11 protein-coding genes are annotated in these 12,619 nt (G+C 39.3%); 1 reads left to right on the top strand and 10 read right to left on the bottom strand.

Annotated elements, in window-relative coordinates:
• Positions 1-9: 9 nt before the first annotated feature.
• The 10 genes from D8M06_RS18525 to D8M06_RS18485 all read right to left on the bottom strand — a co-directional run bounded on the left by D8M06_RS18525 (position 10) and on the right by D8M06_RS18485 (position 11,448).
• Positions 10-963 (bottom strand): ABC transporter permease, encoded by a 954-nt coding sequence (locus D8M06_RS18525; protein ID WP_121206071.1) that lies wholly within the window; start codon positions 961-963, stop codon positions 10-12.
• Between the two features lie 27 nt (positions 964-990).
• A complete protein-coding gene (locus tag D8M06_RS18520; protein WP_241558996.1) occupies positions 991-2,583 on the bottom strand; it encodes an ABC transporter substrate-binding protein in 1,593 nt (530 codons plus the stop codon).
• A gap of 448 nt (positions 2,584-3,031) precedes the next feature.
• Positions 3,032-3,328, bottom strand: coding sequence for a helix-turn-helix domain-containing protein (locus D8M06_RS18515; RefSeq protein WP_121206069.1), 297 nt, complete (start codon positions 3,326-3,328; stop codon positions 3,032-3,034).
• 16 nt (positions 3,329-3,344) lie between these two features.
• Positions 3,345-3,794, bottom strand: a complete 450-nt coding sequence (locus D8M06_RS18510) for a hypothetical protein (protein WP_121206068.1) — start codon at positions 3,792-3,794, stop codon at positions 3,345-3,347.
• A gap of 574 nt (positions 3,795-4,368) precedes the next feature.
• Entirely contained in the window at positions 4,369-5,634 is a 1,266-nt protein-coding gene (locus D8M06_RS18505; RefSeq protein WP_121206067.1) for an exo-beta-N-acetylmuramidase NamZ family protein, read from the bottom strand.
• A gap of 21 nt (positions 5,635-5,655) precedes the next feature.
• Positions 5,656-7,728 carry a beta-N-acetylhexosaminidase gene (nagZ, locus tag D8M06_RS18500; RefSeq protein ID WP_121206066.1) on the bottom strand — a complete coding sequence of 691 codons (2,073 nt, stop codon included), beginning with the start codon at positions 7,726-7,728 and terminating at the stop codon, positions 5,656-5,658.
• 636 nt (positions 7,729-8,364) lie between these two features.
• Positions 8,365-8,478 (bottom strand): putative holin-like toxin, encoded by a 114-nt coding sequence (locus D8M06_RS20210; protein WP_241558997.1) that lies wholly within the window; start codon positions 8,476-8,478, stop codon positions 8,365-8,367.
• Between the two features lie 302 nt (positions 8,479-8,780).
• Positions 8,781-9,938: a lecithin retinol acyltransferase family protein gene (locus D8M06_RS18495; protein ID WP_121206065.1), complete on the bottom strand. Its 1,158-nt coding sequence runs from the start codon at positions 9,936-9,938 to the stop codon at positions 8,781-8,783.
• Between the two features lie 197 nt (positions 9,939-10,135).
• The gene (locus D8M06_RS18490; protein WP_121206064.1) at positions 10,136-10,771 is read right to left on the bottom strand and encodes a hypothetical protein; all 636 of its coding nucleotides are present in this window, start codon (positions 10,769-10,771) and stop codon (positions 10,136-10,138) included.
• Between the two features lie 158 nt (positions 10,772-10,929).
• Positions 10,930-11,448, bottom strand: a complete 519-nt coding sequence (locus tag D8M06_RS18485) for a TetR family transcriptional regulator (RefSeq protein WP_158591829.1) — start codon at positions 11,446-11,448, stop codon at positions 10,930-10,932.
• Between the two features lie 112 nt (positions 11,449-11,560).
• On the opposite strand from D8M06_RS18485, the gene D8M06_RS18480 reads away from it, so the two are divergent.
• Positions 11,561-12,370 carry an SDR family oxidoreductase gene (locus D8M06_RS18480; RefSeq protein ID WP_121206062.1) on the top strand — a complete coding sequence of 270 codons (810 nt, stop codon included), beginning with the start codon at positions 11,561-11,563 and terminating at the stop codon, positions 12,368-12,370.
• The last annotated feature ends 249 nt before the right edge of the window (positions 12,371-12,619 follow it).

Raw genomic sequence — 12,619 nt, 5'->3', positions numbered from 1 at the left:
TTACTTCCCTCACTTTTTACGATTTAGGCGAACTCGTGGATCAACGACTCCATAGAGCAAGTCAACGGTTAAGTTCAATAAAACATAGGTAACCGTAATCAACAGAACCGTCCCTTGGATAACCGTAAAATCCCTTCGTTCAATAGAATTCACGATTAACTGTCCAATTCCAGGGATATTAAATACCGTTTCAACAACAGCTGCTCCTGTGATTAATGTACCGAATGACTCCCCAATGACCGTTAGTATCGGTATAAAAGAATTGCGAAGTGCGTGCTTATAAGTGATTCTATTTTGATGAAGTCCTTTAGATTTTGCTGTTTTGATATAATTTGATTTCATCACATCTAACATCGAGGAACGAGTCATTCTTGTAATAAGTCCTGCTTGCATCATTCCAAGAGCAATAGCTGGCAGGGTCAAATACCGAAGATGTTCCCATAATCCTTCACTTAAAGGACGATACCCAGCTACAGGGAACCATTGTAATTGTACGGCAAAGAGTAATATGAGAAAGAGCCCAACCAAGAAACTTGGAACGGAAATACCTAATAAGGAAAAACCCATAACGGTTTGATCCGTGAATGTTCCCCTTTTTTTGGCTGCAATCACACCAAGAAAAAGTGAGATAACGATGGCAATAATTTGCGCGTAGATAGCCAAGGAAATGGTTGGTCCTAAATAGTCTGCAAACACTTCCGTAACTGGTTTCTTTAGAAAGAAGGACATTCCTAAATCTCCTGTAACTACTCCTGTAAACCAATTCACGAACTGTGTATATACTGGAAGGTCAAAGCCGAGTTCATGTCGCAACTCAGCTTTGGCTTCTTCTGATGCCTCATCACCTAATAGCACGGTTACTGGATCCCCTGGTGTCATATGTGCTAGAAGAAAGACAATAACGGCAACAACAAGTAATATGGGGATTAAAGAGAATAAACGCTGTATGGTATATTTAAGCAATCTTCATCATCCTTTATTTCAAGGGCCTTATTCACTTTTTGACACATTCCAAAAGATAGGGCCAATTAAATCGGTATAACCTTTTACTTTGTCACTTACTGCTACAAGATCTTGTTGGTTCCCAACTTTTGCAACAGGAAGGTAATCCCAAACCACTTGTTGCAATTCATCCACCAATGGTTTCGCATCTTCAAAGTTTTTTTGTTCTGTTATTTCATCTAATAAGTGATCAATCTCTTCACTATCCGTCCAACCAGGATATTCAGCCTTCGAATCTAAAAATGGATACTGGTGGAGCGTTGGGCGAACTGCGAATGTCATGGCAAACATGTCATAGTTAGTTGGCTCTGTACGGATTTCTTGGAAAGTAGGCCAATCATAAACATCTAGCTTCGCCTTCACACCAATGGCTTCCAATACCTGTTGTGCGACAACTGCTAAATTATAATGATCTTGATAATCTTTTGTTGTTAAAATCGTTAACTCTTCCCCACTATAACTAGATTCTTCCACAAGTTGTTTCGCCTTTTCTATATCCCCTTGATTATAATTCTCCCTACCTGCTTCACTATGCCAATTCACTTGGCTTGGCAATGCTAAGCCGGAATCAAGTTTAAAGAACTCTTCATTAGTATAGGCTGCTGTCATTGCTTCTTGAGCATTCAAAGCTGTGTTAAATGCTTGACGTAAGGCAGCATCTGCAAATGCACCCGCTTTATTATTGAATACATACGTTGAAATACCACCATCACTATAAACTGGATCAACACCTGCAGAAGATGATAATTGCTCTGCACTATCAAGTGGAATATCCATCGCGATATCATACTCTCCAGTAGAAACACCAGCAACTCTAGTAGATGGATCCGTGACAATTCGGAAGTAAATATCCTTTACTAGTGCCTCTTTTTTCCCTGCAAGCCCACTGCTTTCTTCTTCCCTTGATTGATATTCATCAAATCTCGTCAAATGAATGTATTGATCAACATTCCACTCTTCTAATTGGAATGGGCCAGTACCGATATATTCCGTTAATCCGGTTTCAACCGCGGATTCCACTGATTCTTTTGGAACAATGGCAGGAAATGGAGCGGTATCAGCTAGGACGTATGGAATAATGAGTGATGCTTGATCAATATGTAATTCCACTGTATACGGATCCACTTCCACGAACTCCGCACCAGTTAAGTTTGCTTTTCCTTGTGTGGACGTTTCCATCCATTTTTCCATTGAGGCAACAACATCCTCTGCCTGCATTTCTTCACCATTATGGAAGGTAACCCCTTCTCTAAGATGGAACGTATATACTAATCCATCTTCACTAACCTCATAAGATTCAGCCAATGAAGGAACTACTTCATAATTTTCATTCAAAGTTAAAAGCTGTTCATAAATCTGTCTGGACACATCCCTGGTTGACTGATTGGTTGTCAAATGCGGATCGAGTGTTTGCAAATTAGTAGGATACGCAACATTTAAAGAAGCATCAACGCTGACACTAGCCTCTCCTCCTTGCGACTCACTACTCCCCTCTGCATCTGAACTCTCCTCCTCACCGCCACAAGCTACTAACGCAAAGATAAGCGATAAAAATAAAAAAGAAATAAGAAATTTCCTCACTTCGGTTCCCCCCCATGTAAATATCATACATTTCACCAAGTTTTCCGATTAAACCTAGTGAAATAATATGCTTTATCCCATATTAATCCCTTTCCCCAATCCCGTCAAGTGAGGGGGACATGGGGACAGGTTCCTTGTCCCAGCGAGGGGGGACACGGGGACAGGTTCCTCGTCCCTGTAAACTCAGGCATTAGTAGAGTTACTTTGTCTATGCAAGAAATAGAAATTCAACCATAATAAAAATGCAGCATCCTGTTTTATGCAGAACACTACATTTTATCTCATGTTCTTGAATTAACCCTTAGTAAATAAATCAAACATTTTGATTGAATGAAACCATGGGAACCTCTTGATCAAACGTTTGTTTTATTTCTTAAGAGACAGGTTTATCCCTTATATTACAAAAAACTCACATGGCGACGAGGAAAACCCATGTCCCTTTTAAAACTTACCTACTAAGTTTCATGTTACTGTCATCGTTTCCCGTACTTCCATCAATAATAAAAGGAATACCTAGTGCCTTTGAAATCTTTAACAAAGTGTCGACTTTAGGACTTGTTATTCCAGCTTCAATTCTGCCAACTGTAGATTTTGGAAGTCCTGAGGCATCTGCCAATTCCTGTTGAGATAAGTTTAAACTTTTACGTTGTGTTTTAATCTGCGCTGCAATACGACCTTCTACTTGAAGACTTTTCACATAATCGTTTCCTCTTAGTTCCGAATATCGTTTAATAAAGTCACTCACATACTCCGCCATCCTTTTAATAGAGATTTGGGTCATCCTTACAATAATTTTCATAATTAACTTCTGCCGGAATTATGTTATCTCGCTTGATGGAACCATTATAATGTTTGTCGAAATAGTGCAACATAATTACCCTATAATAATTATGGATTGCATAAATGATTCGATGATTACCTGTTCTTCCTCCTTGGAAACCCCAGCGATAAAAATTGGGGTACTCTGTATTCATATAAATGTGTTTGATAGAAGGCAAACCTTCGACATCATCGTTGTCCAAGGGATCTTCTTCCTCGGGATATGGATTATAACTGATAATGGTCAATTGTCGAGTATATTGATTAGCTACTTTACACCATTTTCCCGGTTTATCCTGAAGCAATTCTTGTTCTGCGTTACGTATCAACCTTTCCTCATAGTCAATAACATTTCCTTCATATATTAGTTCAAATTCTTTTCCTATAGACATTTCATGGTTCCTCTCTAATAATTATAACCAAAATGATAGCAAATATGCTATCAACCTTTCCCTTTGCTAGGTAAAAGTTATAAGAAATCCTGGATAAAGTCAAAGTGCTAAAAATAAAAAATAGACGGTACAGAAGCGAAAATTAGTATTTTTGTATACTGAAAACATCATTTTGGACCTATTTCTACTTATCAAACAAACTAAAAATCTATTTTGGTATTATTTTCTCTAGATCCATAACCTGGTAGAGTCTGACACCTAATACTTGTCCTTCCCGAGGATTCAATGACACAAAGCCCCTATATTTGGTCAACAACTTAAAATTTATCATAATTTTATGTATAATGGGATAAAAAAAGGAGTAGTGCCGTAACACTTCTCCCACAACCTCTACCATCAGTGTGATGATTGTCAAAAATTATTTAGTTCTCTAAAAACCACCCTTTTAGCTTACGACGGCGTAGGGTGGTTTTCTTGTGTTCTAGTAAACATTGTGCACTTTAACAAATTAACGTGGTGGGGGACGAGGAACCTGTCCCCATGTCCCCCCGGGACGAGGCCCCCACGTCTCCACTCAATAAATCAAATACTCCCTACGAACCCGTTCAAACTCTTTCAATTCATCTTTCCATTCTTTCTCCATCTCTTTAACAGTTTCTCCATTTTCGATTGCTTCTCGTATCCAGCCGTTGCCGATTAGATTGTCAAAGAAGGAAATACCGGCACTATTTTCTGCTCGGAAGGCAAAGTCTTCTGGATACAGGTCATGAAGTGTTTTGACAATATGAAGGCCTGTTTCAACTGGTTTGTAAGCTTTCTTGTTTGTGATGTGAATTTGGACTCCATGTGTGAGTTCACCGGCGTGTTTAGAAATAGAAGGTGTGAAAGATGCTGCTCGGAAAATCACGCCCGGTAAATCTAATTCATTTAACTCTGCTGCAAGTTCTGTGCTGTTCACAAAAGGTGCCCCAATTAATTCAAATGGTTTTGTTGTCCCACGACCTTCTGATAGATTGGTACCTTCCATTAATGCTGCCCCTGGATAGACAAGTGCCGTTTCTAAAGTTGGCATGTTTGGTGATGGGAGAACAAATTCCAATTCCGTATCATCATAATACATATGACGTTTCCAGCCATTCATTTCAATGACCGATAAATCTGCATCAATACCAAACTCTTCATTAAAAAGTTTGGCCAACTCGCCCACGGTCATCCCGTGACGTAATGGAATCGGATAATTTCCAACAAAGGATGCGTATTCAGGATCAAGAACAGGTCCTTCCACTTTATGACCGCCTAATGGGTTCGGACGGTCGAGTACGATAAATTCTTTTCCATTTTCTTTCGCCGCTTCCATTGCATATGCCATCGTATAGATATACGTATAGAAACGTGTTCCGACATCTTGAATATCGAATACCAATACATCGACATTTTCAAGCATTTCCGGTGTTGGTTTTCTTGTTTGCCCATACAAGCTGTACACTGGTAATCCAGTTGTTTCATCGATATAAAATTCTACATATTCCCCTGCCTGTGCATCCCCACGTACGCCGTGCTCAGGCCCGTAAAGAGCGGTCAAATCCACATCCGGGTCCTTGTGCAACAGGTCGACAATACTGTTTAAGTCCCGATCCACTCCAGTAGGGTTCGTGATTAATCCAACTCGCTTTCCTTCGATGAGATCCTTTTGCTCATCCAGCAGGACATCAACCCCCAGTTGGAGCTCTTTATCCTTGCCTTTTCCTTTCCCGTTGTTCTCCCCCTTATCAGCGAAGGCCACAGAAAAGGAAGTCAGTATCAAAACAAGTGTTATCATCGCAATCAACGATTTTTTCATCTCATACACTCTCCTCATTTTTTAATAGGATAGTCCAAAACCGTATTCAAATAATACATCCCCATTCTGGTCAGGGATCGTAACTGGTAACTGTCCCGTTGGATGGTTTTCACCGAAAATAGTTGCTGCAGTTGCCTCGAAACTGGAAGGTCTAAATCCGTATTGCGCCAAATACGCATCAATGGAAGGAAATGCCATCACATCGTAAGGGTTACGAATTCCTACGCCAACTACGGGAGCTTCCATCTCTTGAATGAGCTGATGAATCATTTGCATTTGCGGATTGTCTGGTGATCGACCATTGACATTGTAGGTATAAGAACCGACAACCACTGCACTGGCATCATCTAACTCTTCCAACTGGTCGCTGGTTAAAGGACCGGAAGCAACGATCAGTTCTGTGTTTTCGTGATACGCACGAAGCGCATCATATAAACTATTAATGTACGTATTACCTACAACGACAAGCTTTTCCTCACTGGAGAAATCAAAAGGCAGTGCATCCTCGTTTTTAATCAGTGTGATGGACTGTTCAGCAGCATCGGCTTCCACTTGTTTATGCGCATCCGATCCAACAATCTCCTCTGCATTTGCAACGATTTCATCGACTGGAAGTGGGTTTTCTGATTGAATGATCCCACGTTCGATTTTTAACGTCAAAATTCTTTTAACCGATTCTTCTATACGTTCCTCCGTTATTTCACCCGTTTCGACTGCTTCCATTAATCCATCTGCCACTTCCTCCAGTCCAACCGGCATTAAAATAATATCTGTTCCAGCTTTTACCGATTGTATGACAGCATCCACGGAACCGAAATGCTCAGTAATGGCAGCCATATTTAGGGCATCGGTGATAATCACCCCATCGTAACCCATTTCCTCACGCATTAATCCCGTTAACACTTTATGGGAAAGGGTTGCTGGTAAAGAAATCTCCTTTCCATCCTTTTGGGAAATTACTTTGGTGTCATCGATTTCAGGGAAAGTCACGTGTGCAGTCATCACGGCGTCAATTCCTTTTTCCATGGCTTGTTGAAAAGGGAAAAGCTCTACTTCCAGCAAACGTTCTTTATCATGCGGAACTTCTGGCAAGCCAAGATGGGAGTCTACATCTGTATCTCCGTGTCCAGGAAAATGCTTCGCTGTTGCCGCTACTCCTGTATTTTGTAATCCCTGAATATATGCCGTTCCCATGTCAGCAACTAATTCAGGCGACTCACCGAATGAGCGTACACCAATCACCGGATTATCCGGATTATTATTCACATCCAAAACAGGAGCAAGGTTCATGTTGATTCCCAGCGCCTGTAATTCTGCACCGATTACTTGTCCCACATTTTCAGCAGTTTCTGGTGAACGTGTTGCACCTAGCGCCATATTACCAGGCATATGTGTACCTGATTGGAGACGAGTGACGATTCCACCTTCTTGATCAATGGTCATCAGGAGACCATATTTTTCACTTGCTTCTTGATAGTCAGCGACCAAGCGAGCAGTTTGTTCGGTGGTAACCACATTTTCGGCAAATAGGATAACGCCACCAAGATGGTATTCCTGAATGAGTTGTTCAATTTCTGGCAGCATTTCTGTTACATTTTCTCCATTCCAATTTCTGAAATCCGGCATGAGCATTTGGCCAATTTTTTCTTGAAGCGTCATACCTTTGATAGCGTTATCAATCACATGGTAGCGAGTTTCCTTTTCCTTGATTACGAGATTTTCCGAATGCTTACGATGTACAGCAATCCGGTCGGTTGACTCTCCATTCGACACAGTGATAAAGGAACGCCCGTTTTGACCAGTGAACGTTACGACTCCATTTTCATCGACCGTAGCAACATTCTTATTGCTTGAATCCCATGTTAGTCCTTCCGAAGTTGTCTTGAAGTGGCCATCTTCATAAATGTTTAATGCCGTTAATTCGATTTGATTCCCTTCCACTTTCACTTCTGCCTCAGGGATATTCTGATAAATAATTAAATCCTTCCCATTGCTGTCGGCTGCTAATGTCGCCGTTCCTGAAAAACTAAAAGTACTTGCCACAAGTACAACAGCAACTAAAATAGTAAATGGAGCTTTACGAAAAATCATCATGATACTCCTCCTTTAAATAGTTTCATAACGATAGACTTATGTTTCATAATTCTACTAAGTAAATTCATGGCTGTTCTATTTTAAGGTTATATCAGTCTGGTAAAATTTTCTATCACTCTAAATAACTATATGATGAAATAAAATTTGAGTGATGTAGCAAAAAGTTCCACGTAAAAAGAACTAAAGGGACACGGGGACAGGTTCCTCGTCCCAGCCTACTCAGGTATCTGTAGAATTACCTGTAAGAAAACCATAATAAAAATGCAGCATCCTGTTGAGTAGAATACTACATTTCTCCCATACTCATGCTTGATGGCTAGTAAATAATCAAACGTTTGTTTTAAACCCACACTCTATAGACAACTAATACTTTAGTACATTAACGTGGTGGCCGCGGCTGATACCAAGCCCTAGACTTACTCTTAATAAATCAAATGATAATAAATAATTGCAAACAAGTGAAAGTTATGTTGTATAATAAAAACAGAGTGATAATATAATAAAAATAGACTGATTGCTGTGAACACTCAGCCTAAGCAACTACATGCCGCATGAAGAGCGGTTGACCAATTGTATATGGTGTTTTAATCAGGAAGAAGTAATTTCCCTACTCTTGGATCCAGAGCGGAAGGGTGATTACTTCTTTTTTCTATTGGTGACAACCGTGATAATGGTTACAACTGCTGTTAATGTCGTAACTAAGAAAATGCCGAATGGAAATAGCATATCCATTGCGTCATAAGTCACCATGATATACACCGATATAAACCCCCTTTCTTTCAGGGAGTGTCAACCGCCCATCCGCTATATGCAGTTGCTACAATTATAATTTCAACAATATTCTTATATATCTATAAAATAAAGTAGTTCATTAGTATAGGTTATCGGCCCTCTCTCCATTTCAACCCTCATTGCCCTTCATCCACCCTCCCTCTCCTCCTTAAAATAAAACCAAAAATGCAACACTCTCTATCAAAGAGTGCTGCATTTTTTGTTAAATTCATCGTGGGACGAGGAACCTGTCCCTCCGTCCCCTACTACCAGGCACCATCTTAAAGCCTAAACGGTTTACTTAATTCAGGACAGTCAAGAATTGCTTTTAAAGAATATCCAAACAAAAACTTTATTTGGTAAGACGTGCTTACCCCAGTCCAACACCATTCAGCAAAGTGCTCACAGTTATTAAAGAATACAGAGTAGTCATCTTCGTTTAATCTACTTTTTGCTCTTTCAACAACCTCTTTTCGTGAATAAGCCTTCTTCTCTCTATCGTATAATCGAATAGCACACCAATTCCCAGCAGTGAACTCCGATAACCCTATTATTTCAACCTTTTCACTAGTAGAGCTTTGGCTAAGTCCAGAATAATGAATAACTTTACCACCACCTATGTATATACCGTGATGAGTATAAAGGCCTCTTCCTGTAACAAGATGATCCGCTAGTTCCAATTCTTCATAGTCATTTAAGAAATCCTCGCCATTTTCCATTAGATTGCTTATTTGGTCAAACCAATCATTTTGTATTTCTTTGGTGTTAAGAATCGTTACATTCGAAGTATCAACGGTACAGTTTTCCATCCATTCCTCTATTGTTCCTTCTCTAAAGTGTACTTCTGTCGGTTTTTCCCCGGTTAGATGCACATACTTAAATTTATGGATATTCCCGAAATTATCGAAAAGGTTCACAATAGGTACAGGAGATTCACTGTCTAACGGCAACGTAAAACGTGATTCCATCTTTTCTCCAATTAAGGTCACAGTGGGATTATTAATCCCAACAAAAGTCCGATGAATGACATCATCTTTCACTATGTAATGATTGTTAAATAGATAAACCTTGTTTCTTGCATTGTTTAACTCCTCTTGTGATGTTATTAGTTTTTCGGGAAATTGAGGGACTTCCTGTACAATCGACAAGTCGATTAAAAATTTTAGACCACAATCACAAGTATGAGTGATTTTTTCACTCTCCGCCTCATTTTCGATATTAATGCTTATTTTTCGATTACAAAAACACATAACCTTTACTATTTGTGTATCTATCATTTGTTGAAAAGCTTCTACAATCTCCACTTTGCTTGCTGATGTTGACAAATCAAAGTTAGCTACGGGTAATTGATTCCAATCTCTGTTATTCGAATCGTTGTCATTCAAATCCAAAATACTCCTTACTAATGGAGATTTGCCCACTTTTCTAAACATATTCATGTGTGAAACCCCTTCTTCCTAAAAAACCTTTGTTTACTATTAAGCTACCAAATGGACACGACGCCTGTCACTTCCCGGGTTTTGTACAACTTTATCAGATGCAGAGCGTGGAGCTTGATGGCCGGACAGGGGACACGGGGACAGGTACCTCGTCCCATCCTGCATCTTCCAAAACTTTGAATCGCTTCTATTAACATTCACTCAGTATCCCCACTCTCATCCAAATGCACGGTAATAAAGTTTAAAAAACGTTCCCCATAAGGGTATATACGAACGTTATCCTTGGTTACTTCCTGTTCCCCAACTCCAAATGCAATACTTTCAAGTCCAAAAAAGCCAAAATTCTGTAGCTTTTTATCTATATTTCGTGTTACTGCCCTTTCTTCCTCGTCCTGAGTGCCAAAAGAAAATTCATCTGTTATATCAGCGAGATAATAAAGTCGTTTAACGTCCATATAGCGCAAGTCCCTTAATGTATCAAAATAGTTAATAACCATTGACTCATTTGTTTTCTTTTCAATAAATACATTCTCAAATCCATTAAGAATAAGGTTTATTTTTGCGTCTTCATGCTCCTCTATTAAACTCTCTAATACAATTGGAAAAATCCTTTCATTTATATAGCCTGCAGATAGTCTCTCCGAGGAATGTAACTTGGCAATCCGTTCTAATTGTTTGCTATGTTCTTTAACTCTTTTGGTTAAACGGTGGGTTTTAATGGATGAAATAGCCTTTCCAACATAAGGGATAAACTCAAATGCTACCTCCATTGAAGTTCCTAATACAGGATTTATTTCATTAGCTTTATTAACTACTTCACCAAAAAATTTCATAATTATCCCCCTTTAAAACTTTAATATAGTCTTATTCAACAAAGTGGACCAGTGTTGAGTGTAGTTTTTTAATGAAAACTCATTATAAGAGAAGCTTAAATTATGTCGGAAATTAAGACGATAAGATTGGTAATGAGGAAGACAATCTCCTCGCTCACTCACCTCGACCAATCCGTCACCCCAATCTTCGCCAAATCCTCAGCTGCTTTCTCTAAATCCATGGAAAAGTTACCTTTCACCCAGTAGGTTAAATAGCCGATAGTACCAAAACTAGCAAAAATGGCATAGCCTCTATCTTCGTAGACTTTTCCTAGTTTTTCAGCCAACGCATCCGATAGTTTTCGCGTATATTCCGGAAGATTAAATTCATGCTGATAAAAATACCGATATTGAAAAATATGATGACAAATATGAAGGGTAGTCGTTTTGATTGATAAGAAATCTGCTTCTCTATCCCTGTCATAGAATGCTAGAAATCTTGAGGTAATATCCTCACGTAAATAATTCATAAGTTCGTATTTATCTTGGAAGTGAATATAAAATGTGGAACGACTAATTCCTGCTTTTCTAACAATTTCTTTCACGAAAATCGATTCAAATTCCTTCGTTCCCAAAAGTTCTAGGAATGCCTGCAATATATATTCTCGAGCAGTTATATTTTCTTCTTGAGTATACATGAGATACCTCCTATCAATGGACATTTGAAGTTAGATTGTTCATTGTATTCCCTAAAATTATACCATACGATGATTATAGAACATGCAAACACAATTTAAGGGGGAGTAAAAAATGGCCGAAGTTTATGTGATTACTGGTGGGTCAGGTGGAATGGGCAAAGCCATCGCGGAATTGGTTGGTAAGAAAGGTACGGTTCTTTTAGCGGATATAAGCGAGGAACGTTTAGAACAAACCAAACAAGAACTGGCAGAAAAAGGGATTACGGATGTCTATTATCAAACGGTAGATATTACCGATAAAACCAATGTGAAAGCACTAGCTGATAAAGCGACTTCTTTAGGTACATTGAAATCTATTATTCACACAGCAGGACTATCGCCTACAATGGCTTCTTCAGAGCGTATTACCAAAGTGAATTTGGTAGGTACAGGTATTGTCTTAGATGAATTTATCAAACTAGCAGAACCAGGAACAGTGGCTGTATGTATTTCTTCTATGAGTGGACACTTTGTACCAAAACAAGGGCCATATACAGAAGTATTAAAAAATCCGCTAGCTGATAATATGGTAGAAACGATGGAACAAATGGCCAAAGGAGATCCAGGTGCAGCCTATAGTTTATCGAAATTAGGCGTACTGTTAATCATAGAAGATCAAGCTTGGGCATGGGGACAAAAAGGTGCTCGTATCGTTTCAGTATCACCGGGGACGATTGATACACCAATGGGGCGCCAAGAATCTTCTCAACAAGCACAAATGAAAGTGATGCTAGATAACACCCCACTACAAAGAGAAGGAGAACCATCGGAGATTGCAACAGCCGTTGAATTTTTAATAAGTGACGCCGCTTCCTACATTACCGGAACAGACCTTCGAGTAGATGGCGGAACAACAGCCAATATGGCCAAACTCCAATCTTAAAGTGGGACACGGGGACAGGTTCCATAGCCATCAAGTTAAGCATTTTCGATGACATCATTACCAAATTATGGATATACTTCTTTCGGTATAAAACTACGGAGAGGAGTATTTTTTTTACAACCATGCAACTAGATAAAGAATTTCAAGTACTATTCAAGGAATTACAATCTAATTTTACGAGAAAACAAATAGAGGAGTGGGCCCAAGAAACAGGCTTTATGAAAAGGAAAACAAAACTCAAGCCGGAAT

Origin of the sequence: Oceanobacillus halophilus, assembly GCF_003628505.1 — a bacterium.
Lineage (GTDB): Bacteria > Bacillota > Bacilli > Bacillales > Amphibacillaceae > Oceanobacillus > Oceanobacillus halophilus.
This window is presented reverse-complemented; position numbering and strand designations above follow the sequence as displayed.

What these genes read in the sequence shown, in the direction of transcription:
- D8M06_RS18510 (WP_121206068.1), bottom strand. Translation starts at nt 3,794, where the DNA reads ATGTCTATAGGAAAAGAATTTGAACTAATATATGAAGGAAATGTTATT.
- D8M06_RS18505 (WP_121206067.1), bottom strand. Translation starts at nt 5,634, where the DNA reads ATGAAAAAATCGTTGATTGCGATGATAACACTTGTTTTGATACTGACT.
- nagZ (WP_121206066.1), bottom strand. Translation starts at nt 7,728, where the DNA reads ATGATGATTTTTCGTAAAGCTCCATTTACTATTTTAGTTGCTGTTGTA.
- D8M06_RS20210 (WP_241558997.1), bottom strand. Translation starts at nt 8,478, where the DNA reads ATGGTGACTTATGACGCAATGGATATGCTATTTCCATTCGGCATTTTC.
- D8M06_RS18495 (WP_121206065.1), bottom strand. Translation starts at nt 9,938, where the DNA reads ATGAATATGTTTAGAAAAGTGGGCAAATCTCCATTAGTAAGGAGTATT.
- D8M06_RS18490 (WP_121206064.1), bottom strand. Translation starts at nt 10,771, where the DNA reads ATGAAATTTTTTGGTGAAGTAGTTAATAAAGCTAATGAAATAAATCCT.
- D8M06_RS18485 (WP_158591829.1), bottom strand. Translation starts at nt 11,448, where the DNA reads ATGTATACTCAAGAAGAAAATATAACTGCTCGAGAATATATATTGCAG.
- D8M06_RS18480 (WP_121206062.1), top strand. Translation starts at nt 11,561, where the DNA reads ATGGCCGAAGTTTATGTGATTACTGGTGGGTCAGGTGGAATGGGCAAA.